Below are 26,154 nucleotides of genomic sequence, written 5' to 3'. Positions count from 1 at the left end.
ATCTGATGCCTATTATACAGTACGATTAGACCAAACTGGAAGCTGTAATTCCAAAAAAATACAACCTTAAAAGCCGCAATACCATGTATTACGGCTTTTGGGCCTCATCTAACTCTATATATCATAGAGGTCGTTGCCTAAAGCAACCTAAATATATATACAGCCTGGTGGGGATTTATAAGTCTCCCCAAAGTCGCAGACCTTCATACTTTATTGATTTTGCAAACGATGTGCCGCATGCAGGGTCGGACCGACGAATTCATTCAGCTTGAAGCTACCTTCAATGGCCTGTGTGATGAATCTCTTGGCCTGATCCACTGCTTCACGTACAGTCAGCCCTTGAGCCAAACCAGCCGTTACCGCTGCCGAAGTGGTGCAGCCTGCACCGTGGGTAAAGCTTGTTTTTACAACATCGGCTTCAAACCAGTCAAAGGTGATTCCGTCATACAGCAGATCCATCGCTTTACCTGCGCGAATTTTGCCACGGTCCTTGATCAGTACATGCTTAGCTCCACGCTCATGGATAATCGCAGCCGCTTCCTGCATCTGCTCCAGTGTCGTGATCGGTCCATTCTTCGCCAGTTGCGAAGCCTCGAACAGGTTCGGTGTTACCAGGTCAGCGCCAGGAATCAACAATTCCAGCATCGCCTCTGTGTTTTCCGGCTGTAGCACTTCATCCGTGCCTTTGCAGACCATGACTGGGTCAATTACGATCCGCTTCAGATCATGCTTTTTCAAATGGCTGGCTACCAGCTCGATAATTTCAACCGAGCCTAGCATACCGGTTTTCATCGCATCAAAACCGATACCTTCCAATACAGTACGCAGCTGCGCTTCTACCACATCCAACGCAACAGGATATACAAGATGGTCCCAGGTTTTAGGCCCCATCGCTACTACGGTTGTTAATACGGTCATGCCATATACGCCAAGCTCCTGAAAGGTTTTCAGGTCTGCCTGAATACCCGCCCCACCGCTTGTGTCGGAGCCGGCTATCGTTAATGTTTTGGGAATCGTCATTTGTACATGCTCTCCTTCACTTTCTGTGCTGCATTTATCCTAATCCCGCTTGCGAAACTTGTCAACGCGCAAAACGGTTCTCTCTATGCTAAAAGTCACAGGCAACGACAGCAGCTAAAAAACGAGAATATCCCCTTTTGAAACGGGGACATCCTCGCAATAACGTGTTATATGAAGAATTTGAATGAAATTTGGAATTATAAATACCCGCCGGTACTGTGATCATAGGCATGATTCTTTTCATTTGCACGTACGCCCAGGCACAGACTCTGATACAACTGCTGCTGTTCCGGTGTAGCAAAATGCCGATGCTGCTCAAATAAAGCCATACAACCAATGATATGTTCTGTATAGCTATTATCGACAGACAGTTGCAAGCAATGCAGTGTTTGTCCCACTCCCTCGGGGTAATCGCCTTTTCGGAAATAATATTCCGCATACACTTTACAAAAGGATGCAAAGCGAAATGCGTTAAAGTGCTTGCGATAATGAGTGTCCCATCGTTCCGGTGCAAGCTCCCAGAAGCTCTTGAGTTGCTGACTAAACAGTCCCAGTTCGGCATCCACGAAATAACCGAACCGGTTCGCCGATTCGAGCAAGGTGTTCAAGCCTTCCAGTGTCTCATCCGGATGCTCACGCAGGTAAGTAATATATTCATAGATTGCAGAAGTATTGCCCATTTTAATTTCAATACAAAGTCGGTTGCCCTGTGCATATACACGATGTAGGTTGACCACTTTCCAGCCTTCTTCGTCTAAACCCTCGAACCAGCTCAAATCTGCATAACCTTCAATCCATTGCTTGGACTCCTCATATCTGCCCTGAAACTCATAGCAGCTGGCCTTGAGCAGATGCCCCTGAGCATAGTAATAAACGAGCGGCTTAAGCAGCTCCAGGTGCTCATCTCCAAAACGGTTCCGATTGCGATACAATGCCTGCGCCAGCTCTCTTAGCTCGTCCGCATACATTTCCATCTCGGACCATTGCGTTTTTAAAGCAAACACTTGAGATAGCATATGTAAGCCTTCCAGTGCGTAAATTTCCGGTAGACGACTACGGTACAAATGGAATTGTACAGCAGCCTTCAAGTTCCGTTGGTTATCCTTAATCTGAATCTGGAATATACGGAAATAACTGATCGCCAACCGTTCAGAGTGGGTATACTTCTCACTCTCGATAACACAATCATACAGAAGCATGGCGGCTTCATGTCTGCCATCCTCAAACATCGCTTCTGCGGTCTCAAAAATAGCAGGAACGTTCGATAAATCGTCCATCAAATAGCCAAGTATACTGCGTATACACTCCAGTTTGTTCAACTCTGAGCAACGCAGAAGAAACGGACGCAACCTTCTCCAGTGTGGTAAGGAATGAATAAAACATTCATCCACATACATCTCGAACAAAGATCCTTCTTCCAATCCCATGGCCTCGGTAATCAGATCAAGCTGATTGACTGAGATCGGCCGTGGTGGGTTCCGATTAAGTATACCGCTAAGTGTACCCGGATTTACCTTGGAAGCATCTGCAAAACATTGCATTGAAATGCCTTCACTTTGAATATACTTTTCTATTTCTGCGCGGATCGTGGTGTTTTTTTCCAAAGGGACACCCCCTCAAACGAATGATGGTGACTTTTTCATTACCTTTTAAACCAAAATTTGTTTAATCAAAGTATATGTCTATTTATACGAGAGGTCAATAACTTTAAACACGACTCAGGACATATAAAATCACGAATTTTGTACGATTTTAAAACTGTTTTATGAAAAAAGACCGTCCTCTGCGGGACAGTCTATTTCTATTATTTTGATGCTGTGGACTTATAGGACAAAAACTAATTAGCTTTGTTCACTGTCATGGTTGCTTAGTCACTGTCCCAGGCTGCATTTCAGCCTAACCATTGGTAATCAAACGAAGCAGTACAACAGTTCTACCGTTAACGTCCGAAATCGATGGCAAACTTAGCGTATCCCTCTACCGTTAACCCTTCATAAAGCAACTCCGAATAGGCATTAGCGGCATCCGTTGCTTGCGGCGAGGTCAGGAACGTCACATGCGGACGCCCTGACCATGAGGCGAGGGACCAATGGCCGTCAGCTTTTGGCGTCAACGTCTTCATATGCCGCACGTATTCGGTCAGCACATGTCGGTTCTCATCCGGTGAAGCAAGTATAATTCGCTCTCCACCCGGATTGACCAGCGTAGAGGAAAACGCGCGATAGTTATTCGTAACAACCAGATAATGTCGCTGCATATCCATCGGTTCGCCATCAAAAGACATCTGAATGATTCTGTGTGCATTTGGGTCCTTTAGGCCCCCGTCAGCATCATATCTGGCGGGCTGTGTTACATCAATCTGATACCTGATGCCGTCGATGATATCGAAATTAAAGCTCGGAAAATCAGAATTAATCAGCTCTTGCTCTTGTTCTGCTGAAGGATCAATTTGCCGGAATTGTCCAGCGGACCACTCCAGCCATTCCCGAATTTCCGTTCCGGTCAGTCGAACGACATGCAACGTATTCGGAAAATTGTACAGATCGGCGATATGCTTGATCGCCAACGTCCCTGCCGGAATATGGGTATAGTACGATGGGCCATATCTGCCGCCTGTTTTAAAAGGAGCTGCTGCCGACAGAACGGGCAATCCTTCGTACTCGCTCCCTTGCATCTGCTGCTTCACATACCACATTTGCGCATCATTCACGAGCTGAACCGAAGCATCATCCATCACCTGAGCAAAAAAGCTGTTCACCGCCATCGTCGTCTGACCTACAGGTGCACGAATATACTCCAATGTTCCGGCATGCTCTTCTGCTACCGCCAGCTGAATGGCAGTATCCGGTTGTACCAGCGCCTCCTTGTGTATCGGATCATACACCGGGCGTACCTCGGCAGCAGATGCAGCCACTTGCCACTTCCCTCCATTAAAGGCCAGCTCCAGATCAATGATACCCAGATGATCCCCCCAAAAGCCCGGCTCCACGGCTGGGATATCGTGGATGGTACCTCGCTCTACATCAACACCTGTTTTCCCCATAAACGAAGGTCCTGGAAATACTTTATGTGCATGACCAAACACAATGGCATCGATCCCTTCCACCCTGCTCAAATGCAGCACCGCATTTTCCATATCCATTGTTTCGGGAATATCCTCAAAGCCAGCATGGGGCATGGCAATAATCAGATCAGCTCCTGCCGCCTTCATTTCTGGAATAAACCGTCTTGCCGTTTCCAGCATATCTTTGACGATGATTTTCCCCTCCAGCCACGCCTTGTCCCATTGCATAATTTGCGGAGGCACAAAGCCGATGACCCCCACCTTCAATAGATGCTTACCACCTGCTTCATCCTCTACCGTCTTATCCAGTAATAGATAAGGTGTAAAGTAGTTTTGTTCTTGTTCTCCCGCTATATAAATGTTGGCATTCACATAAGGAAATTGCGCTCCTCGAAGGCAAGTCTGCAAGTATTCCAGTCCGTAGTTAAATTCATGATTCCCGATATTGCCTGCCTCATATCCAAGCAGATTCATGGCTTTATAGGCGGGATGCACCGCGCTTGGGTCCTGTTGAAGTCGCTGCACGGCATAATCTCCCATTGGATTCCCCTGAATCACATCTCCGTTATCCAGCAGCAGATGGTTGGACACCTCAGCCCGGGCCGTTTGAATCAGACTGGAGGTTTGCGCCAGACCGTAATGCAGCGTTTCCTGATCCGTATAATAATCGTAATTCCACAAGCTGACATGCAGATCGGTTGTAACCATAATGCGGAACTTCACTCTCACAGGGCCTACATTTCCACGGCCTGCCTTTTCGTTAATATCCAAAATATCCAATCTTGTTCTCTCCCTCAGCTTCGGTCATAGAGCTTGAACAAGTCTAACAGAGCACTGTTAAGAGAATGTTAAAAAAGCAATTTGCATAAATCTAGAATGCAGTTTCTAGCATACGATAAATTTTACATCATTTTTACCAAAGTCAGGAGTGATTTTTACCCTAGCTGCGGGACTAGCTGTTAAGATTTGGTTTGTCACAGTATTTACAGTTTTTTTATTATCGTTATTACTATGTTTAGGGGGAAATTATTTTGTTCAAAAAAGCACTGACCTTGTGCATGACCTTCACACTGGCAGCGGGTCTAGCCGCTTGTGGCTCTAACGCAAGCAATAACAACAGCGCGTCCACTCCGGGTACAGATGGCTCTAAAAACGAAAGTACAGCCTATGTTCCTAAGGAGTTAAAGGTACAGTTCGTTCCTTCTCAAAATGCAGATACGCTAGAAGCCAAAGCCAAACCACTCGAAAATCTACTGGGTGACAAGCTCGGAATTCCGGTGAAAGTAACTGTATCTCCTGACTACAATACAATTGTGGAAGCCATGTCTTCCAAACAGGTAGATGTAGGATTCCTTCCACCGAATGCTTATGTACTGGCCCACGATAACCGTAAAGCAGCCGACTTGCTGTTGCAAGCTCAACGCTACGGAATTGAAGATGCTACAGGCAAGGACACAACTGAAAAAGTAAACTTTTATAAAGCCATGATCGTGGTGAAAAAGGATTCTCCGATTCAAAGTCTAGCTGATCTGAAAGGCAAAAAGGTTGGCTGGCAAAATGTAACCTCCTCCGCAGGCTACGTGTACCCAGCAGCAGAGCTGAAAAAAGCTGGCGTGGACCCGGACACGGATGTACAGGGTGTGACAATCAAAGGCCACGATGCTGCTATTCTGGCGTTGCTGAACGGTCAGGTTGATGCGGTAGCTGTTTTCCAGGATGCACGTAACACGGTGAAGAAGGAAATCCCGGATGTATTTGAAAAAACTCGCGTCATTCATTACACAGCTAAAATTCCAAATGACACCGTCAGCGTACGTTCTGATATGGATCAGGCGTGGAGAGACAAGATCAGCCAAGCCTTTATTGACATTGCCAAAGACCCAGCAGGCGGTGAAATCATTAAAGAGATTTACACCCATGTAGGTTATGAAAAGGGCGACGATAAAAACTTCGACTCCGTGCGTGAATACGCCGAAGCCGTTGGTCAAGCGGTTAAGTAATCGGAGCAAACAAGGTACTGTAATGAGGTAACAGCTACGAAACAGGCTTTACGAATGACAGGGCAGCACCGTCCATGTATTCATGGCGGTGTTGTTTTCATTCCACCCCATCGGGGGAGAAAGTTGGGAGCATATGATCGAATTCCGTAACGTATCGAAAACATACCCGAACGGCACCAAAGGGTTGAATAATATTAATTTGACGATTCAGGAGGGAGAAATGGTCGTCATTGTCGGCCTATCCGGTGCAGGCAAGTCTACCCTGCTGCGTTCCATTAACCGACTGCATGACATTACGTCCGGCGACATTGTCGTGGGTGGCAGGTCCGTCACATCTGCTGGAAGCAGCGAGCTGCGGCGCATTCGCCGTGACATCGGCATGATCTTTCAAAGCTTCAATCTGGTTAAGCGTTCGACGGTACTCCGCAATGTACTTTCCGGCCGCGTCGGCTATCATTCAACGCTGCGAACCATTCTCGGCCTCTTCCCGAAGGAGGATATCGAACTGGCACTAACAGCGCTGGAGCGCGTGAACATCCGCGAAAAAGCCTACAGCCGGGCAGATGAACTGTCCGGTGGCCAACAGCAGCGCGTATCCATCGCCCGCGCTCTGGCGCAGGAGGCTAAAATCATTCTGGCGGACGAGCCTGTCGCATCGCTGGATCCGCTGACCACCCGCCAGGTAATGGATGACCTTCAGCGCATCAACCGTGAAATGCAGATTACGACCATCGTCAATCTGCATTTCATTGATCTCGCGCGCGAATATGCAACGCGGATCATCGGATTGCGCGCCGGAGAAGTGGTCTTTGACGGCACACCGGAGGAGGCTACGGACGAGGCCTTTGCGGAGATCTACGGCCGGGCCATCAAGCATGATGAACTGCTGGGAGTGGGATCATGAAGCCCGACTCTACTGCTCAGCCTCTCTCTTCGACGCAACCGTCACCGCATGCTGGACCGCCGCAGCCAAGTAAGCCGCCCGCAGGGCCACCGTTGCCAGGACGTTACAAGCGTTATGCCACCTGGATGATTTTTATTGTGGTGCTGGTAGCCTGCTCCATTCATACGGATGCCACACCTTACCAGTTGATCGTCGGCTTGCCGGAGATGGGCAAATTGTTGGGCGAAATGTTTCCACCCGACTGGAGCTACCTACCTACCATCTGGAAACCGATGCTGGAAACAATCCAGATCGCCATTGTTGGCACGACACTGGGAGCTATATTGGCGATCCCTGTGGCGTTGCTGTGTGCCTATAATGTGATGCCGCGCAAGCTGATTTCGCTGCCGATGCGCACGGTCCTGAATCTGGTACGGACGATTCCTGATTTGCTGTTCGCCTCGATCTTTGTGGCAGTGTTCGGCATCGGGCCGTTTGCAGGGATGCTCGCCCTGCTCTTCTTCTCCTTTGGCATTATAGCCAAGCTGACCTTTGAGGCGATTGAAGCCATTGATCCCGGTCCGCTGGAAGCCATGACCGCTGTTGGCGCGAGCCGCATTCAGGTCATCGTCTTTGGTGTGGTTCCGCAAGCTCTGCCTTATTTTGTGTCGTACTTGCTATATACCTTTGAGGTTAATGTGCGCGCGGCTTCCGTTCTGGGCCTGGTCGGCGCTGGTGGTATCGGTCTGTTGCTTGACCGTTCCTTGGGGCTGTTCCGCTATGACCGGGCAAGCATCATTATTCTACTGACCCTCGTCATCGTCCTTGCGATTGATTACGGCAGTAACCTGCTACGGAGGAAATTATTATGAATGATCCTACGCTTCGCAGACCTTTTGGCTCCCGCCTGCGCCTATGGGCGATAGCTATTCTGCTAATCATCATTTATATTTGGGCTTTTCGCGGGATGCAGTTTGAAGGATTACAGGGAACGGCCAAAAGTGTCTCTGTCGCTATATTGGACGGCTTCCTTCATCCTGACTGGTCGTTCGTCTACATTCCTGAGGGAGAGGATTTACTGCGCGGGTTGCTGGATACGCTGGTCATTTCAGTGCTCGGAACCTTCGTGTCCGCATTTGTCTGTCTTCCGTTCGCCTTTTGGGCATCCAGCAATATGACCCGTCTGCGTCCCTTGTCAGGTAGCGGGAAATTTATGCTTAGTGTCATCCGGGTATTTCCCGAAATGATCGTCGCCATCTTGTTTATCAAAGCCGTAGGACCCGGCTCGTTTGCGGGTGTGCTTGCCCTTGGCATTCACTCCATCGGCATGCTGGCGAAGCTTTTCTCGGAAACGATCGAAAGTGTCGATCACGGGCCCCAGGAAGCTTTGATCGCGTGCGGTGCCAACCGTTGGCAGGTGATTTTCTTCGCCGTGCTACCGCAGGTGATTCCACAGTTTCTTTCGTATTCGCTTTATCGATTTGAAATTAACATCCGTTCTGCTACCACGCTCGGTCTGGTCGGTGCAGGCGGTATCGGTACTCCACTACTATTTGCACTCCAAATGCGCAACTGGAACCGTGTAGGCGTTATCTTGCTCGGTATTGTAGTCCTGATCATTTTGACGGATCTGATTTCCGGCTGGCTGCGCAAACGGATCGTATAATTAGAATTCTAAACGCCCAAAAAGCCTCTCCTGTGTAAAAAGGGACTTGTTATGCTCCCTTTCACTCGGAAGAGGCTTTTGCCGTTCAACACCTCTCTGCCAATTCATCTATGACCCGTCGGACTTCCTCAGCCGTATTGTAAAAATGCGGAGCCACACGGATAACATCCTTTCGTGCTGAAACGATTATATTTTGGCTTCTCAAACGCCTCTCTACTGCCGACACGTCGGCTACTTCAACAGCGAGCAGGCTTGGTAATGTCTCTCCTCTGTAAGGTGTACGTATGTGTAACCCTTTGCGCCGTCCATATTCAACGGAAAAATCCAACAACTCACTCATATAAGCCTGAATATTCGTGACCCCAATCTCCAGCAACAGCTTTAAGGCCTCATTGGCGGCAAAAATGCTAATGAAAGAAGGCAATCCCGTCTCAAAGCGTCGGGCTCCCGCCGCCGGAACTGGGTGAGCAATATCAAACCGAGAAGCGGGCTCCTGCCCAAGCCAGCCAGTAAGACGGGGCTTGAAGCGGTCTATTCGATCCTTGCTTACATAAAGAAAAGCCACTCCCGGAATTCCCAGCATATATTTACGTGCTCCCGCGACTAACATATCTACACCCATTGCCTTTACATTCACTGGAATGATCCCTACAGACTGATAAGCATCCACAAACAGCAACGCCTGATTTCGGTGAGCTATATCTACAATGGATTTTAAATCCTGCTGAAATCCGTTGGTATAGTTCACTTGTGACACCATAACGAGCGCAGTTTTCTCCGTAACATGCTCCTCATACTGCTCTATCATCACTTCTCCCTCAATGGAGGGGATACAGCGGATGTGATCACGGAACATCTCCTGTGCCTGCCAGATGTGTCCCACCGTCGGAAAGTCGGTGTCCGCATACACAATGCCTTCTTTTCCCGGTACATAAGGAAGGGCTGTGGCCACCCCGGCAATCGCCTCAGAGGCTGAGGACAGGACCGCAATTTCATCAGACTCCGCCCCGATAAGCTTGGCAAAATGCCCTCTGGCCTCCTCCAAACGTGCCATAGACAAATCGCCGTTATGACCGTGTTGCAGCAAACTTCGATGATATTCCTCAATGGCAGCGGAAACTGGCCTCGATACAGCCCCCTGTGAACAGCTCCCTACATGGATATGTGAGGACAGCACTGGAAACAGCTGACGGTAGGACTGAAACGGATGTTTCATTTTTCCCTTCGCTCCTCCTGGGCACACCAACGTGCCTTGATATGATCATTTTATTATCCATATAAGCCACCTTAGAACAAGGGCCTCCCTTCCCATCTTCTCGCCGTTCACAGACGATAGACGTAAAGAGAGGCCCTGAGGGACCATATACAAAATCATAAACTAATGCACGCGTTTGCGTCCAAACCAGCTTTTAAGCACCAAGGTTGCCAGAGCAAGTAACAATAATAACGAGGCCACCGCAAAAGAAGCCGAGAACTGATATTCGTTATACAAAATTTCCACATGCAGCGGCAGTGTGTTCGTCTCTCCCCGGATATGTCCAGAGACGACGGACACTGCGCCGAACTCACCCATGGCTCGTGCATTACACAAAATGATGCCATACAGCAGACCCCACTTGATGTTCGGCAGCGTCACTTTCCAGAAAATACGCCAACCGCGCGCGCCCAGCGTGACCGCCGCTTCTTCCTCTTGCTGTCCCTGATCTTCCATCATTGGAATGAGTTCTCGCGCCACAAATGGGAAGGTGATGAACAGCGTCGCTAAAATAATACCAGGCAAAGCAAATATAATTTTAATATCATGCTCGTCCAGCCACGGTCCAAGCCAGCCCTGTGCACCAAACACTAATACATACATCAGTCCTCCGACGACAGGAGAGATGGCAAAGGGTAAATCAATCAAGGTGATCAGCAAGCCTTTGCCGCGAAATTGAAATTTCGTGATCAGCCAAGCGGCAGCTACACCAAATACCGTATTCAGCGGTACCGTTATCGCTGCCACCAGCAGCGTCAATCGCAATGCAGACATGGCATCTGGGTCCCGTAACGCTTCGACGTATACGCCCCATCCTTGCTTGAGCGCTTCGGTAAGCACGACGATTAGTGGCAATACCAGCACCCAGAGCAAAGCTAAAAAAGCAGCACCAATCAGCGTCCACTTCACCCAAGTGGCCTCGGTCGTGACCCTGTTGGGCGGTGCGGATGAAGGCACTGGTGCAGAAGCAAGCTCCTGCCCAGTTATCGCTTGTGACATGGTGTATCCCTCCTTAAAACGCGGGTATCATGCGCAGCCCTGCATGTTAACGTTAGATAATTAAATTAGACAGTTGCGTTTAGGCAGTACGCCGCCGTGACCAGCGCTGAATGCTGTTAATCACGAGTAACAGCAAGAATGAAATGACCAACAGCATCAACGCCACCGCCGTAGCTCCTGCATAGTCATTTTGCTCCAGCTTGGACATTATGAGCAGTGGAGCAATTTCCGTCTTCATCGGCATATTGCCAGAAATGAAGACGACAGAACCGTACTCGCCAATACCACGGGCAAAGGCGAGCGCAAAACCCGTCAGCAGCGGTGGTACCAGCTCAGGCACAATAACGCTGCAGAAGATACGCCATCTGCCAGCTCCCAGCGTAGCAGCGACCTCCTCCTCGTCCTTATCCAGCTCCTCCAGCACCGGTTGAACTGTCCGTACGACGAACGGAATGCCAATAAACATCAACGCTAGCGTAATCCCCGTCTGTGAGTACGCCATCCTCCATCCAAGCGGTTCGAACAACGAACCGATCCAGCCATTCTGCGCATATAGAGCAGTCAGAGCAACCCCCGCTACCGCAGTAGGCAAAGCAAAGGGCAGATCAATCACCGCATCAAAAATTCGTTTTCCCGGAAACTCATAACGCACCAGCACCCAAGCTATCAATAAACCGAGAAACAGGTCGATCAGCGCCGCAGCCGCGGCACACAAAAAGCTAACCTTGTAGGAAGCCAGCACCCTGACATCCGTCGCCACGTCCCAAAATTTCTCCCACGTCAGTCCAGTTGAATTCAGAAGCAGTGCCGATAAAGGCACCAGCACCACCAGACTGAGATACAGCACACTATAACCCATTGTTAACCCGAACCCGGGAAGTACGCGTTTTCGAGTGGCTTGCACTTGACTCATGCTCTGTCCATCCCTTTCTGAATCCATTCACTATGACACTCGCGGCTACCAATCCAATCGCCTACACAGTCCACTATTTTATGAACTGCCGGGTACATAAATCTGGTCAAAAATGCCCTTGTCGCTGAAATGCTTCTGCTGCGTCTCCTTCCATGTCCCGAATACATCCTTCAAGGTTACGAGCTCCAATTTAGGAAATTGATCCTTGAACTTTGCCGTCACACTCTCCAGTGTGGGGCGATAATAATTTTCGGCAGCAATGGTCTGCCCTTCTTCACTGTACAAATATTTCAGGTATGCGTCCGCCACCTCGCGTGTCCCTTTTTTATCTACCACCTTATCGACTACTGCTACCGGAGGTTCAGCCAAAATACTGATCGATGGATACACGATATCGAATTTGTCCGCACCCAGTTCCTTCACCGAGAGCAGTGCTTCATTTTCCCATGCAATCAGCACATCGCCAATTCCACGCTCTACGAAAGTCGTTGTCGCTCCACGTGCTCCGCTATCCAATACCGGCACATGCTTATACAGCTCCTGTACAAACTGCTGGGCCTTGGCTTCATCGTTATTGTTCTTCTTGAGCGCATAGGCCCAGGCTGCAAGATAGTTCCAACGTGCTCCACCCGAAGTTTTAGGATTCGGAGTAATAACTTGCACATCGCCACGGATTAAATCGTCCCAGTCCTTAATCCCTTTCGGGTTCCCTTTGCGTACCAATAACACGATGGTTGAAGTGTACGGGGCACTGTTATGCTCATATTTACTTTGCCACCCCTCTTTAACGAGTCCTTTCTCCTGTAGCGCATCAATATCATAGCCCAGGGCCAGAGTTACCACGTCCGCGTCCAGTCCGTCCTGCACCGAACGACTTTGCTTGCCAGATCCTCCGTGAGATTGCTTGATCGTAACCTGCTGCCCTTTCTCCTTCTCCCAATGGGCGGCAAATGCTTTATTATATGCCTCATACAGCTCACGGGTCGGATCATAAGAAACATTGAGTAACTCCACGTCCTTAGAACCGGCAGCAGAGCTACCATCCGCCTGCGTCCCTCCCTTGCTTGCCCCGCAAGCGCTTAGCATCATCGTTAATACCAAAGATAGTCCGAGAATAAGTCCACTTTTCCATTGCCTCTTCATCAAGACACCCCGAATTCTATGTAATTTGTATTCATTTACGCCTGTTATTGACAGACATAATCAAAAAAAGAGCGGAGAATTCCCTGATGCAGCCCTGATAGGTCAAACCTGTCACGTGGACAGTGTCTGCCTGCTGTTCCTAGAGGTTCTCCGCCAAAATGGCGAGATCATACTTTAATTCTTTAATTCCTACCTGTTTAATGAGTTATATGGATATAATACGAGAGTTTAGGAGTGATGTCAAACCTTTTTTTGGTATGTATGATCTGTACTTTTCTTTCTTTAAGGGGGGGCAGTCAGAAACATTATATATGTTTCCGACCGTTTAGAGGTCATTAACACACGGAGTACAAATTAGTTGGCAACCGTTTCAAGATTAATCGAAAAGACTCCAAAAAGCTTCGGATTGTCCGTAGCTCTTCTCAACCACAGTTCACCCGAACCTACCATGACTCCCTGATAATTAACAAACAAATCATCTGTCTTTTGATTCACCAGCGCCTCGCGAATTGCGTCCGTAAAAATCTGATCATACTTGGCCATAAAATCTTTCTTATTCGGAATCGTTAGCGACTTTTCACTATCATTAACACGCAGAGGGTACAAAATATAATTGGCCACTTTCTCCTTGTCATTGTCGGCAACTGCCTTCTGCAGCGCTTTGAACGTGTTCAAAAACGCTTTAGGATCTTGAATACCTGCTACCTCAAAAGGATTTTGCGATGGATTGGAAGCTGCCGGAGAAGAAGATGTATCCGATGATGCAGCTGGAGCCGAAGGAGTTGACTTTTGTGCATCAGTACCGCTGTTTTCTGCACTCTCGTTCTCTTTCGCTGCTTTGTCACTTTGGGCTGAACCGCTACGATTACCACCGGCTCCGTTCTCGATCACGCTTGTACTGCTTCCAGTATCAATGGTTTCAGCATTCTTATCCTGACCACAGCCAGTAAGTGCTACAAAAGTAAGTGTAAGTAAAATGGCTGTGAATGACAGCCTCCGTGACATCTTTTGATTACCGAATTCATGATTTTTGGGCACAACGGGTCATCCTTTCTGCTTTCTGCTCTGACCTATTCTGTTCATTAAGTCTTCAACCGTTCTATTGTAACATAAGTAGACTAATGACCGCATGTCGTGCCCTTTCTGGAAGGAGCTTACAGTGTAATATATGCGAAGGTTTTAACGTTTCCTTGCGATCCATCGTCCGTACTTACTTTCAAAATCATCTCTTTCAAAGAGTCATTTGCAGCTTCATCCTGCCCCTCTGGCTTTACAAACAGCAGATCGTGGCGTTCTCCCGGCTGCAACGTTCGACTGGACCCTTGCAAGTCTAATCCATTCGCACTATTGAGCTTGTATTGTACGGGTTGCTTGCCTGTATTCTTGATACTGATGTACAACTTGCGCCCCTCTTCAAATCTAAAGTTCGTTTGTCCTTGTCCTCCAAATTGCATCTCCTGGTCATGTACAATACGTTTCGCTGCACTTCCGTGCTCACTCTGCATACTAAGCGGAACAGTCGAATGACTCTGATTTACTTCTGTAATAGTTGATGTTGGAACGCTCATACTGGCAAATGTGGCATAACCCACAATGGCTCCCGTAACCCCCATCCAAACCCATTTCTCCACCATTTAATTTCCTCCTCTTCTCTTCTTTTCTATCCTTCAGTCGTCACCGTGATTGCACAGATGTTCCTTGTGTGTAGGCAATGGAATGGATGCCCCTAATTTCCTCATATGAGTGTGTGGACAGTAAAAAAGGTTTCAATTGCTGTAGTAATTCCTTGAACAGAGTATCCTGATCGATCACTCTATTTTCATCCTCTGTCGCCCATTTATGTATGCCTAGCATAAACGTGTCTGCTCGTTCCATAGCATAATCAATCAGTTTTTCATAAGCTGCTCCCCGGACATCGCTGTATAATCTGAACATGTCTCTCCCCCTCTGTGCTGCCCTTCGGCTTTATAATAAAAAAAGCCGAACTCATATCTATTATGAGTCCAGCTGTCATATTTTTCAAACTTGATCAAAGACACCCAAACGTAAGCGCTCCATCATACATTTCCTATTACGTAACAATAGCTTATACGTTCAACGTGTTACGGGACTTTTTCTTATCCAATACACTATACGCCACAAATATAATTAGATAAGCCACAATCAACAAAGTGGAGAACAAATACATCGTTGTATAAGAGGTTAATCCAGCAACCATTCCTAGAACTAAAGAGCCCCCTCCTATCCCCAAATCGAAGAAATTATAAAAGGAGCCTACAGCGTCCTCTCGCTCATCTTCGCCGACCACACTGATTGCCCAAGCCTGCAAAGCCGGGAAAATAGCTCCAAAACTCAAACCATACAGCACAGCAGCGATCAAAAATTGGAGCTCGGTCCGCGATGAAGCCACCATAACGATGGCGGCAATAAGCACGATCCCTGCGGGAATCAGGATATAAGCCGGGCCTTTGGTATCGAAAATTCTACCGGACACCAGCCGGACGAGAAAGCTTGCCATAGCTACAGTAAAGAAGAACCATGCCGCGTTGTTGAAGCCCTGCTCCTTGGCAAATAAAGCCACGAAAGACATCACTCCACCTGCCACCACGCCAACCAGCAGCGCAAGACAGGATTGCAGTAGCACTCTTTTTTCAAATAGTTTAAAAGGAACCTTCTTTTTACCCTGCACTGTATCCGCCGACATGGGTTTAGCAGTACGGCGACGAACCAATACGCTCATCACGAGCGACAACAGTAGAATTATAGCTCCCGTGGAAAATAGCCCGTTAAAACCTGATGCATGAAGCATCCATATGCCGATCAGTGGCCCCACTGAAATCGCTACGGTTTCACCTACGCCAAAGTAGCCCATTCCTTCCCCCATACGATGAGGCGGTAAATCATCTGAGGCTGAAGTAGCATACAACGTGCTCGCAATGCCGAATCCAAAGCCATGTACCAGTCGAAATACTAACAGCAGTACCAAACTACTGGAAAGCATGTAGCTTCCCGTTGCCAGCATACAAATCACAACTCCGATAATCAGAACATATTTCTTGTCCAAAAGCTGGATCAGCGTACCTGAAAATGGACGAATCAATATAGCTGAACACATAAACACGCCTGTCACCAATCCAATCTGGGATGGGCTACCGCCAAGGCTTTCCACAAACAGCGGCAGCGTAGGCATAAGCATTTCGAATGCCATGAACAATAAAGCGTTGGATATCATCAAAAATATAAAATTTCTGGACCAAAAGTTTTCTTTCACAGACACAGTTCTCTTCCCCCAATACAATCATGTTTACTTCAAGTGCTCAGTTGTTCAGGCCTGAATCAAGCCATGCCAGTAAATATCCCAAGAGCTTTCCAGACGCGGATCAAAACCGTCGGTGCCGTTGTACACCAGTTCTACCAGCATGCCTTCAATCAAATTCATATAGGCTGTCGCGGCAGATTGAGCTGGAACACGAAGTTTAACCGATGTTTCAGTTGCCAGTCGCCCGTGTACCAAGCTGGTTTTATGCTGTACGTAGCGTGTGACCAAAGCCTGAACCTGGTTTTCCAGTGCAGATGGAATCAGAAAGCCGACATACAGAATCAGACGCAAATTCATAGCACTCTCATAGCGTTCCTTAAATTCAACGATTAGTCCGCGCAGGACAACTTCAAGTGATTGTTCGGATTGATCCTGAAAATAACGATCCAGTTCCAAAATCTCCTGATCCACCGCATCCTCAAATATGTCTAAAAACAAATCATCTTTGCTTTTAAAATGGGCATAAATGGACTGCTTTTTAATCCCTACCTCATCAGCAATCAGTTGCAGAGAGGCCGCATCGTATCCCTTTTTCGCAAATTGCTGCAAGCTAGCTGTTTTAATTTTTTGTAGTGTCATGCTTTTCCTCCAATCACCTTACGAACGGTCGTCAGTTTATGAATTCAGTATAGTGCCCTCACTTGAAATTGACAACCACATTTTTAAATTCTGCCGTTCAATTGCCTGAGAACGATGACAACAAAAAAGCCGGAAGCACCCTAAACTGAGGGCTCCGGCTTCATAACCATGCTACTAATACGACTTAATAAATAGGGCTTATCGCTTACTCTGTCACTGTTCCGTAGATCAGCACTGGCGCTTCCGCGTGATCCGCAATACGGATGTTCGCGTAGATTTTCTCCAGCACTTGGGCTACATCTTCACGGTTCGCATGGATAGTAACTAGCGAATCGCCTTTTTGAACAGCATCCCCGACCTTTTTGTTCAGCATCAAGCCGACAGCCAGATCAATCTCGGATTCTTTGGTCGCACGTCCTGCTCCAAGCAACATCGCAGCGGTACCGATTTCGTCAGCCACGATTTCAGCTACCACACCATCCTGCTTCGCAGGCACCTCAATAAGATACTGTGCTTGTGGCAAACGTTCAGGATGATCCACTACAGAAGCGTCACCGCCCTGATTCGCAATAAACTCTTTGAATTTTTCCAGTGCTTTGCCATTGCGAATGACTTCTTTGAGCTTCTCTTCGGCGTTTTCGAGGGAATCTGCCTTCCCTGCCAAAAATACCATCTGACTGCCCAAAGCCATACACAGCTCTTCCAGATCTTTTGGTCCTTCGCCGCGCAGCGTATCAATCGCTTCCTTCACTTCCAGCGAATTACCGATGGCCAGACCCAGCGGCTGACTCATATCGGAAATGACTGCCATCGTTTTGCGACCCACATTGTTACCTATGCTCACCATGGCATGTGCCAGTGCTTTGGCATCATCTACGGTTTTCATAAATGCGCCTGCACCTGTTTTTACATCAAGCACAATGGCATCGGAGCCAGCAGCGATTTTCTTACTCATAATCGAGCTGGCTATCAGCGGGATCGAGTTGACCGTCGCCGTAACGTCACGCAAGGCATACAACTTTTTGTCCGCAGGTGTCAGGTTACCGCTTTGTCCGATGACCGCAATTTTGCTGCGATTCACCAAATCCACAAATTCGTCTTTGCTGATTTCGACGTGGAAGCCTGCAATAGCCTCCAGCTTGTCGATCGTTCCCCCGGTATGTCCGAGACCGCGACCTGACATTTTCGCTACCGGAATTTCCAAGGCCGCTACGAGCGGAGCCAGTACCAACGTGGTCGTATCGCCCACACCGCCAGTGGAGTGCTTATCGACCTTTACACCTTCAATCGCGGACAGGTCAATGGTATCACCCGAATGAACCATCGCCATCGTCAGATCAGCGCGTTCGCGTTCAGTCATATCTTTGAAGAAAATGGACATCGCCAATGCACTGACTTGATAATCGGGAATTTCACCCTGAGTGTAGCCTTGGATAATAAAATTAATTTCCTCCGTACTCAGTTCTTTTCCGTCGCGTTTTTTCTCAATCAAGTCTACCATTCTCATATGTCATTTCTCCTCACTGTGCGTATGATCGTTTACAGAGATACTGCTGTATCCAGTGCAACTTCCATCATTTCTTTAAAGGTCGTTTGCCGTTCTTCCGCCGTCGTTTCTTCACCTGTCAGCAAATGATCGCTTACCGTCAGAATCGTCAGTGCGTTTACGCCAAACTTGGCTGCCAGCGTATATAAAGCCGAAGTCTCCATCTCTACACCCAGCACGCCGTATTCCATCAGCTTTTGTACCACTGATTTGTCATCACGATAGAAGCTGTCTGAGCTGAATACATTGCCGACATGCATGTTCAAGCCTTTGGCAACACCGCGATCATAAGCGCCCTTCAATAGATCGAAGCTGGCAATCGGCGAGTAATCGTAGCCGCCAAAGATATGGCGGTTCATGCCAGAATCCGTACAGGATGCTTGCGCCAAAATGACGTCACGAACGTGCACATGCTCCTTCATTCCGCCGCATGTACCCACGCGGAACAGGTTTTTCACACCATATTCGCTAATCAGTTCGTTGACATAAATACTGATAGACGGCAGCCCCATCCCAGTTCCCTGTACAGACAGGCGTTTGCCTTGGTACGTCCCCGTGAATCCGAGCATTCCGCGAACCTCGTTGTAACAGGTCACGTCCTCCAGATACGTTTCAGCAATAAATTTTGCCCGTAGCGGGTCTCCTGGCAGCAAAATCGTTTCTGCAATTTCTCCGGGTTTGGCTCCAATGTGTACACTCATGTTTTTTTATTCCTCCGTCCCATTTGTCCATGCTTGTATCGTTATTTATATCGTTACTAGTAATCTTGCTTGTACTCTTGCTGGTCCTTGATTACTGAAGCTCCGCCAAAAAACTCGTTCCGTGTTCTGGCAGTTTTACACCAAAGTTATCCGCTACGGTCGCTCCAATATCAGCAAAGGTTTTACGAACCGCAAGCTCCTTGCCCCCAGCTGTAAAACGCGGGGAATAGACCAGCAAAGGTACATATTCGCGGGTGTGATCCGTTCCCCGATACGTCGGGTCATTCCCATGGTCTGCAGTGATGATTAGCAGATCGTTATCGGTCATTTTGGCAAAAACCTCTGGCAAACGCGCATCGTAATCGTCCAAAGCTTGACCATATCCCTGTGGATCACGACGGTGACCGTATACAGCGTCAAAGTCCACCAAATTCAGAAAGCTTAATCCGGTGAAATCCTCATCGAGCGTAGCCACCAGCTTATCCATGCCGTCCATATTGGACACCGTACGCACCGCCTTCGTCACACCCTCACCGTCATAAATGTCGGAGATTTTACCCAAGGCGATCACATCCAGACCTGCATCCTTCAGCTCGTTCATGGTGGTGCGGCCAAACGGCTTGAGCGCATAATCATGTCGATTGGAGGTGCGGGAGAAGTTCCCTGCCTCGCCTACGAACGGACGTGCAATAATGCGACCCAGCATGTACGGATCTTCCAGCGTGATTTTACGGCAGAACTCGCAAATCTCATAGAGCTCTTTCAAAGGTACAACTTCCTCATGCGCCGCAATTTGCAGCACAGAGTCCGCCGAGGTATAGATGATGAGCGCTCCAGTTTTCACGTGTTCTTCGCCCAGCTCATCAATGATTTCTGTTCCGCTGGCAGGCTTATTGCCAATCACTTTGCGGCCTGTGTGCTCCTCAATGCGCTGAATCAGCTCATCCGGGAACCCATCAGGAAATACACGGAAAGGAACGGCAATATTCAAGCCCATGATTTCCCAATGACCTGTCATTGTATCCTTGCCATTGGACGCTTCCTGCATCTTAGTGTAATACGCGAGCGGCTTGTCGGCCGCTGCCACCCCTTCTATAGAACGAATATTGGATAGACCGAGTTTCCCCATATTCGGCATCTTCAGACCACCGCGTTCGCGGGCAATATGACCGAGTGTATCTACATCATAATCATCAAACTGGGCAGCATCCGGCGCTTCGCCGATACCAACCGAGTCCATAACCACCAAGTGAATTCGTTTGAATTTAGACATCATAAAAATCCTTTCCTGACTCGCTGTTTTTTTTACAAAAACAACCCTGCGATCGTTGCCGACAGCACGCTAACCAGCGTTGCCCCGTACAACAGCTTCAGACCAAAGCGGGCCACCACATTTCCCTGTTTTTCATGCAGACCCTTCACAGCCCCAGAAATGATACCGATGGATGAGAAGTTAGCAAAGGATACGAGGAATACCGATACGATCCCGACCGTGCGCTCCGACAAGCCTGTTTGCTTGGTCAGATCCAGCATGGCCACGAATTCGTTGGATACGAGTTTGGTAGCCATAATGCTGCCCGCCTGAACGGCTTCGTTCCACGGAATACCCATGACAAAAGCGAAAGGCGCAAACACATATCCAAGCAGCGCCTGAAAACTGATTCCAAACAACCAGGAGAAAATCCCGTTAACCATGGCAATCAGCGCCACAAAACCGATCAGCATCGCAGCTACCGTAATAGCAACCTTGAAGCCGTCCATAATATACTCCCCGAGCATTTCGAAGAAGGACTGCTTCTCTTCCTCCTGAACCTCCAGTAAATCGTCTTCCTTCTCAATCTTGTACGGATTAATAATGGAAGCGATAATAAAGCCGCCGAACAGGTTCAATACCAAAGCTGTGACCACATATTTGGGGTTTAACATTTGCATGTAAGCTCCCACAATCGACATGGACACCGTAGACATCGCAGACGCACACAGCGTATACAACCGATGTTTTGGCAGCAGACCAATTTGCTTCTTAACGGAAATAAACACCTCGGATTGACCCAAGATAGCTGAAGCTACAGCGTTGTAGGATTCCAGTTTACCCATTCCGTTTACTTTGCTCAAGACAAGCCCGATATATTTAATAATAAAAGGTAACACTTTTACATATTGCAAAATCCCAATCAGCGCAGATATGAACACGATTGGCAGCAGTACACCGATAAAGAACGGCGCTGCTCCTTCATTCGCAATTCCGCCAAAAACGAAGTTAATCCCGTCCATAGCATACCCAATCAGACTATTAAACCCTTTTGCAAAACCTTTGACTAGAATTTCACCAATCCCTGTATTCAGCAATACAAAAGCTAGCGCCGCCTGCAATACAACCATAACCACCAGCGGACGATACCTGATTTTACGTTTGTCACTGCTAGCAACGTAAGTAAGTGCAAATACAACGAGCAGTCCCACCAGAGCGATTACATATTTCATTTAATTTCCCCCTCATTACATTAAGCGCTTACATTACCCATAAAAAGAATGCGCCCCAAAGAGGCATTCTTTTTTTTATTTCCCCAGATCCGCAGGTCGAAAAGCACCCGGCAGTAATTGATCTACCGTCCACTCTTCCGTGTTGCCATGAAGGTTTGTCAGATAAATTTTGGTATCTTGATGAGCAAATTCGGAAATGACCTGACGACAGGCCCCACATGGAGACACAGGCCCTTCCGTATCAGCTACAACCGCAATCGAATCAATTTTCCGGCAGCCTTCGGATACCATTTTAAAAATCGCTGTCCGCTCTGCACAATTGCATAAGCCGTAGGAGGCATTTTCCACATTACATCCGTGATAAATCGTGCCATCGCTTCCGAGAACCGCAGCACCCACCTGAAAATTCGAATACGGAACGTATGCCTGTTTACGCGCCTCAAGCGCTTTCTGAATCAATTGATCCTTCATAGCGAATCCCTCCATGACTTTAAAATAAACTTAGTAGGAAGATGTAGACTGCTCGCCCTCGATGATCTTCACACCGGAACTTGCACCGATCCGACTTGCGCCAGCTTCTACTAATTTTTGCACGTCTTCCAGACTGCGTACACCGCCTGAAGCCTTGACACCAATCTCAGGTCCTACCGTTTTGCGCATCAAAGCCACATCTTCCGCAGTAGCTCCACCTGTTGAGAAGCCTGTCGAGGTTTTCACAAAATTCGCTCCCGCTTTGACGGACAGCTCACATGCCAGCACCTTCTCTTCGTCTGTCAGCAGGCATGTTTCGATAATCACTTTTACCAGTGTACCGGCAGCTGCCTCCACGACTGCACGGATGTCCTGCTCGACGAGCTGTACATCACGTGCCTTCAAAGCGCCTATGTTAATAACCATATCAATTTCAGTCGCTCCGTTAGCAATAGCATCTTTCGTTTCAAATGCTTTCGTTGCGGACGTGCTCGCTCCCAGTGGGAAACCGATAACTGTACAGATGGCTACGCCTGTGCCTGCGAGCTGTTCTGCTGCATAAGCTACCCACGCCGGGTTCACACATACAGAAGCAAACTGATATTTTTTTGCCTCGGCAGTCAGTTTCGTAATTTCATCCTTCGTCGCATCTGCACGCAACAATGTATGGTCGATTAATGCTGCAATATTCATATCTAAAGCTCCTTCATTAGATAAATAGTGTGAAGACAAAATTCATTTATTTCTCTGTGATGAGACCATCATAGCACGGCTTTGAACATATGTAAAACATATTTTGAAATTATGTTCAAGCTTATGCGCAAGGCGTCACCTACCATTCATATTACCCTGTAGGGACACGCCATAACCGTATCTTTTGCTGGATGGAGACGACTTGCTCTATTGTAAAAGTGCTTGTGCCGTAAACTGATCCGTCACCAAGATATTCGCATACTTGCCACGCAGCGATGCCCGAATGGCCTCCACTTTGCGCTGACCTCCAGCGACGAGAATGGACTTCTCCTTCTTTCGCAAATCAGGCAAATCAATCCCGACGGTCCGGCTATTGATTTCCTGACTGCATATGTTGCCCTCAGCGTCAAAAAATCGCGAGCAAATATCTCCCTTGCCGATTCTTTGCAGCAGCTTCTGCTCTTCCCCGTTAAAATAGCCCAATCGGAACAGCAACGCATCCTCCTTAACCGTACCCACTGTAAACACAGCGATGTTCGCCTGTTTGCCAAGTTCGATGATGCGCTGAATATGCCGATCCTCCTCAACCATTTTCTTAACGGCGTGACTATCGAAAATCACAGGCAGCGGCAAATACCGTGCTATGGTATGAAAGGCTTCTGCGAACAAGTTCACGGTTTCCACGGCATATGTGTTGACATGTGAATGGCTCACGCCTCCCTTGAGCTGAACCACCTCAACACCCTTGACCTGCTTTTGTTGGAGATGAAGCGCCACGGCATGCATGGTTGTTCCCCATGTCACTCCAATAATATCAGCATCCTGTACCGTTTCATGCAAATAATCGGCTGCTTTTTTGCTAATATGCTTCTTGATCTCCTGATATTCATTTAACGGCGAATAACAGACTAACACAGTATCCAGTCCGTATTTCTTCTTCACCTGCTCTCCGAGCGCGTCCATATCCTCCATCGGGTCCACAATACTGATCCGAACGTATCCCTGTTCCTTGGCAGCCTGAAGTAACCGCGATACCGTAGGACGCGAAACCCCAAGTCTGACCGCGATATCTTGTTGACTGTAGTCGTTTAGATAGTATAATCTGGCTGCCTCGATACTTAATCGCTGCTTTTCATGATCCATTCTACCTCAACCCGCTTATCTTAAAATGTAGTACCAGCGGACACAGCTTTAGTCCCAAACGTTATATATGAAGGGAAACTTAAAGCCACGCCTTTGCCGTATGGTTGTTATTTTGGAAGATTTAACTGCTCGTTTATGATATTCTGTGATTAACTACAACCATTTTACCGCATCCTCAACTTTATCGTTCCATCTGTCAAAACGCAATAGTTAACCCATTTTACCGCTCATTCACAACCTGTGATGGCTTATCTGAATATATAAGGAGAATTGCTATGTCTGAATTTATTGTGTGCAGTCTAGCGGACAAAAAGTTCGCTTTAAACTTTGTGGAAGTAGAAGAAGTCATGAATGCCAAGAAGGGAACTCCGCTTCCCTTTTCCGAAGCATGGCATGAAGGAATGGTGACTATTCGCGGCAATGTATTTACGATCCTTAATTTACGCAAAAAGCTGCTTCTTTCTGCAGCAAGCGATTCCTCCGAGGACAAAATGATTTTGCTCAGCCGTGCGAAGATTGCTCTGCTTGTCGATCAGGTGGAGGACACGGCTTCTGCCGAGGACAGTCAGCTACAAAGCAATGAGGAAGAGTGGCAGCGCGAGTTGTTCCCTACCGTGATGGAGCATCATGGTACCCTCATTCCGGTGATCGATATGGACGCTTTTCTTGCATCCACCAAGACAAACTAAAACGCAAAATACTCCCGAACTTTGAGGCGGCTTGCACTCATCGTTCGGGAGTATTTTCAGTTATTGGAGTCCCTGCCCCTCTTTCATGTGAACCAGCGTGTTCAGCTGCTCCAGCAACGTATTTCCGCCAGTCAGCGAAATCGTGCCAATCTTCTCGCAGATTTTTTCCATGAATTCCAGTTCTTTGAGACGATAGAGAGTGGCATTTTCGTCCATCAGCTTGGCCGTATTGAGCAGACTACGAGTGGATGCGGTCTCTTCACGTCGTGTGATCAGATTGGCCTGTGCCTTCTTCTCTGCCAACAGTACGGTATTCAGAATATCCTTGATATCCCCCGGCAAAATAATATCCTTCACCCCTGCTGACGTAAAAGTCACTCCATATTCGTCGCTCTGCTCATTCAGTCTGGTCAAAACATATACCGCAATCTCCTGCTTCATTTTCAGCAAATCATCCAGCTTCATCGTACCAACGTATTCGCGTAACAACAGTTGAAGCATGATGTACATTTGTTCCTCGTATGCCCGGAATTCCAGCGCCCGCAACGGGTCGATGATACGGTACTGACAGACAAAGTTGAGGCGCAGCGTGATTTTGTCCTCCGTCATGATTTCCTGTCCCATCAGGTCCATCTGCTGTTGTCGCATATCTATCGTTTTGATCTCTGTATTCACCGTGGACAACCAGAAATAATATTTGCCCGGTTTCAGCTCACCCTGCAACACATTATCGTAATACAAAAATCCTAATTCATAGCTGCCCACCTGAAGTGCCTTCCAGAAGCCCGGTGTCTTGGACAAGAATGCTTGCCCCAATGCCTTATCAATTGCAGGCTGCCGAGTATCTGCACGAACAAAACGATGTTCCTTGAGCATGTTCCAAAAAGCATATTTCCCTGCCGTCAGCAGCTCCACAAACCGATTATCCTCATAATGCAGCACATATTCATGATCCTCTACATCAATGACATTCAATTGCTCTAGCAATAGGGGATCTGTCAAAAACAAACGAATATCATGATCAGGTACAAAAAATGGTTCGGCTACATTCAAAATTTCAACTGCTTCCTGCTGAAATGTCTTCAATAGGTAAGTTCCTGGGTGCAACAACTTGTGGTAGCTTCCTTTTTTGAACAGCAGCCCACGCTCATCGGATTTAATCGTTATCTTCTTAAACATCGTATCACTCCTAGTATTTAAAATCCTCCACTTAAAAATGTACATTTCCGCGTGTAGCGGCTCCACGTTCCATTTGATCTTTCGATCGCTGTTGCCCGCCTTAAAATCAACACACATTTTTAAAATGAGGATTTTTTATTTTTATTTTTATTTGTTGTAGTAGGGTTAGTGACCCTTGCAGAGCATCCCTCCGGTGTGGACGGCGGGGTCAAGCTTGAGGAAAAAGAAAGATACCGCCTGTTTCCGTGTTCTAGGGATGGGATTCATCAGCCCAACATCGACTGTGAATCTGTATCCCCGAAGCCTCGAACCCTGTCGGCGCTTGCTCTCTCCGGTATCCGCTGGCCGCATAGCCATCGCCCCGGTATCTGTCATCGAGACCAGACATGGGAATGCTCTCATTCGGG

At 47.8% G+C, this 26,154-nt stretch carries 26 protein-coding genes; 5 read left to right on the top strand and 21 right to left on the bottom strand.

Annotation, left to right across the window (positions count from 1 at the left end):
- Positions 1–210 precede the first annotated feature (210 nt).
- The 3 genes from thiD to AC5ELV_RS19890 all read right to left on the bottom strand — a co-directional run bounded on the left by thiD (position 211) and on the right by AC5ELV_RS19890 (position 4,864).
- Positions 211–1,020, bottom strand: coding sequence for a bifunctional hydroxymethylpyrimidine kinase/phosphomethylpyrimidine kinase (gene thiD, locus AC5ELV_RS19900; RefSeq protein ID WP_493431555.1), 810 nt, complete (start codon positions 1,018–1,020; stop codon positions 211–213).
- Between the two features lie 197 nt (positions 1,021–1,217).
- Positions 1,218–2,624: a DNA-binding protein gene (locus AC5ELV_RS19895; RefSeq protein WP_493431554.1), complete on the bottom strand. Its 1,407-nt coding sequence runs from the start codon at positions 2,622–2,624 to the stop codon at positions 1,218–1,220.
- A gap of 335 nt (positions 2,625–2,959) precedes the next feature.
- Positions 2,960–4,864, bottom strand: coding sequence for a bifunctional 2',3'-cyclic-nucleotide 2'-phosphodiesterase/3'-nucleotidase (locus tag AC5ELV_RS19890; protein ID WP_493431553.1), 1,905 nt, complete (start codon positions 4,862–4,864; stop codon positions 2,960–2,962).
- 251 nt (positions 4,865–5,115) lie between these two features.
- On the opposite strand from AC5ELV_RS19890, the gene AC5ELV_RS19885 reads away from it, so the two are divergent.
- The 4 genes from AC5ELV_RS19885 (at position 5,116) to phnE (AC5ELV_RS19870) (ending at position 8,633) form a co-directional block, all read left to right on the top strand.
- Positions 5,116–6,084, top strand: coding sequence for a phosphate/phosphite/phosphonate ABC transporter substrate-binding protein (locus AC5ELV_RS19885; RefSeq protein ID WP_025722520.1), 969 nt, complete (start codon positions 5,116–5,118; stop codon positions 6,082–6,084).
- A gap of 133 nt (positions 6,085–6,217) precedes the next feature.
- A complete protein-coding gene (phnC, locus tag AC5ELV_RS19880; RefSeq protein WP_023990372.1) occupies positions 6,218–6,988 on the top strand; it encodes a phosphonate ABC transporter ATP-binding protein in 771 nt (256 codons plus the stop codon).
- A complete protein-coding gene (phnE, locus tag AC5ELV_RS19875; protein WP_493431552.1) occupies positions 6,985–7,839 on the top strand; it encodes a phosphonate ABC transporter, permease protein PhnE in 855 nt (284 codons plus the stop codon). Before phnC ends, phnE (AC5ELV_RS19875) begins: the two co-directional genes overlap by 4 nt.
- Entirely contained in the window at positions 7,836–8,633 is a 798-nt protein-coding gene (gene phnE / locus AC5ELV_RS19870) for a phosphonate ABC transporter, permease protein PhnE (protein WP_493431551.1), read from the top strand. Before phnE (AC5ELV_RS19875) ends, phnE (AC5ELV_RS19870) begins: the two co-directional genes overlap by 4 nt.
- An 85-nt stretch (positions 8,634–8,718) precedes the next feature.
- On the opposite strand, the gene AC5ELV_RS19865 is transcribed toward phnE (AC5ELV_RS19870), so the two are convergent.
- From AC5ELV_RS19865 to deoR, 16 genes are all read right to left on the bottom strand, one after another.
- Positions 8,719–9,849, bottom strand: coding sequence for an aminotransferase class V-fold PLP-dependent enzyme (locus AC5ELV_RS19865; protein WP_493431550.1), 1,131 nt, complete (start codon positions 9,847–9,849; stop codon positions 8,719–8,721).
- Between the two features lie 162 nt (positions 9,850–10,011).
- Positions 10,012–10,887, bottom strand: a complete 876-nt coding sequence (gene cysW / locus AC5ELV_RS19860) for a sulfate ABC transporter permease subunit CysW (protein ID WP_493431549.1) — start codon at positions 10,885–10,887, stop codon at positions 10,012–10,014.
- 79 nt (positions 10,888–10,966) lie between these two features.
- A complete protein-coding gene (cysT, locus tag AC5ELV_RS19855) occupies positions 10,967–11,800 on the bottom strand; it encodes a sulfate ABC transporter permease subunit CysT (protein ID WP_493431548.1) in 834 nt (277 codons plus the stop codon).
- A gap of 78 nt (positions 11,801–11,878) precedes the next feature.
- The gene (locus tag AC5ELV_RS19850; RefSeq protein ID WP_493431547.1) at positions 11,879–12,943 is read right to left on the bottom strand and encodes a sulfate ABC transporter substrate-binding protein; all 1,065 of its coding nucleotides are present in this window, start codon (positions 12,941–12,943) and stop codon (positions 11,879–11,881) included.
- A gap of 354 nt (positions 12,944–13,297) precedes the next feature.
- Complete coding sequence (locus AC5ELV_RS19845; protein ID WP_493431546.1) at positions 13,298–13,981, bottom strand: hypothetical protein; 684 nt, start codon at positions 13,979–13,981, stop codon at positions 13,298–13,300.
- A gap of 116 nt (positions 13,982–14,097) precedes the next feature.
- A complete protein-coding gene (locus AC5ELV_RS19840) occupies positions 14,098–14,577 on the bottom strand; it encodes a hypothetical protein (RefSeq protein WP_493431545.1) in 480 nt (159 codons plus the stop codon).
- 40 nt (positions 14,578–14,617) lie between these two features.
- Positions 14,618–14,878, bottom strand: a complete 261-nt coding sequence (locus AC5ELV_RS19835; RefSeq protein WP_493431544.1) for a hypothetical protein — start codon at positions 14,876–14,878, stop codon at positions 14,618–14,620.
- A gap of 151 nt (positions 14,879–15,029) precedes the next feature.
- Positions 15,030–16,220: an MFS transporter gene (locus AC5ELV_RS19830; RefSeq protein WP_493431543.1), complete on the bottom strand. Its 1,191-nt coding sequence runs from the start codon at positions 16,218–16,220 to the stop codon at positions 15,030–15,032.
- 48 nt (positions 16,221–16,268) lie between these two features.
- Positions 16,269–16,841 (bottom strand): TetR/AcrR family transcriptional regulator, encoded by a 573-nt coding sequence (locus tag AC5ELV_RS19825; protein WP_493431542.1) that lies wholly within the window; start codon positions 16,839–16,841, stop codon positions 16,269–16,271.
- Between the two features lie 205 nt (positions 16,842–17,046).
- Entirely contained in the window at positions 17,047–18,348 is a 1,302-nt protein-coding gene (locus AC5ELV_RS19820) for a pyrimidine-nucleoside phosphorylase (protein WP_493431541.1), read from the bottom strand.
- A gap of 32 nt (positions 18,349–18,380) precedes the next feature.
- A complete protein-coding gene (gene deoD / locus AC5ELV_RS19815; RefSeq protein WP_013312036.1) occupies positions 18,381–19,088 on the bottom strand; it encodes a purine-nucleoside phosphorylase in 708 nt (235 codons plus the stop codon).
- 91 nt (positions 19,089–19,179) lie between these two features.
- Positions 19,180–20,364 (bottom strand): phosphopentomutase, encoded by a 1,185-nt coding sequence (deoB, locus tag AC5ELV_RS19810; RefSeq protein WP_493431540.1) that lies wholly within the window; start codon positions 20,362–20,364, stop codon positions 19,180–19,182.
- Positions 20,365–20,393: 29 nt separating this feature from the next.
- Positions 20,394–21,572, bottom strand: a complete 1,179-nt coding sequence (locus tag AC5ELV_RS19805) for a NupC/NupG family nucleoside CNT transporter (protein WP_493431539.1) — start codon at positions 21,570–21,572, stop codon at positions 20,394–20,396.
- 75 nt (positions 21,573–21,647) lie between these two features.
- On the bottom strand, positions 21,648–22,043 hold the full coding sequence (locus AC5ELV_RS19800) for a cytidine deaminase (RefSeq protein ID WP_029519322.1): 396 nt from the start codon (positions 22,041–22,043) through the stop codon (positions 21,648–21,650).
- Between the two features lie 30 nt (positions 22,044–22,073).
- Positions 22,074–22,736, bottom strand: a complete 663-nt coding sequence (gene deoC, locus AC5ELV_RS19795) for a deoxyribose-phosphate aldolase (protein WP_134903747.1) — start codon at positions 22,734–22,736, stop codon at positions 22,074–22,076.
- A 207-nt stretch (positions 22,737–22,943) separates the two neighbouring features.
- Positions 22,944–23,879, bottom strand: a complete 936-nt coding sequence (gene deoR, locus AC5ELV_RS19790) for a DNA-binding transcriptional repressor DeoR (RefSeq protein ID WP_023990386.1) — start codon at positions 23,877–23,879, stop codon at positions 22,944–22,946.
- Between the two features lie 275 nt (positions 23,880–24,154).
- Between deoR and AC5ELV_RS19785 the strand changes: the two genes are divergently transcribed.
- The gene (locus AC5ELV_RS19785; protein ID WP_493431538.1) at positions 24,155–24,568 is read left to right on the top strand and encodes a chemotaxis protein CheW; all 414 of its coding nucleotides are present in this window, start codon (positions 24,155–24,157) and stop codon (positions 24,566–24,568) included.
- A gap of 60 nt (positions 24,569–24,628) precedes the next feature.
- Here the strand turns inward: AC5ELV_RS19785 and AC5ELV_RS19780 are convergent, their stop codons facing one another.
- Together AC5ELV_RS19780 and AC5ELV_RS19775 are read right to left on the bottom strand one after the other, a co-directional pair.
- Complete coding sequence (locus tag AC5ELV_RS19780; protein ID WP_493431537.1) at positions 24,629–25,747, bottom strand: slipin family protein; 1,119 nt, start codon at positions 25,745–25,747, stop codon at positions 24,629–24,631.
- Between the two features lie 250 nt (positions 25,748–25,997).
- Positions 25,998–26,135, bottom strand: a complete 138-nt coding sequence (locus AC5ELV_RS19775; protein ID WP_155252408.1) for a hypothetical protein — start codon at positions 26,133–26,135, stop codon at positions 25,998–26,000.
- Between the last annotated feature and the right edge of the window lie 19 nt (positions 26,136–26,154).

It is taken from the genome of Paenibacillus sp. NMA1017, from assembly GCF_058895805.1.
This window is presented reverse-complemented; position numbering and strand designations above follow the sequence as displayed.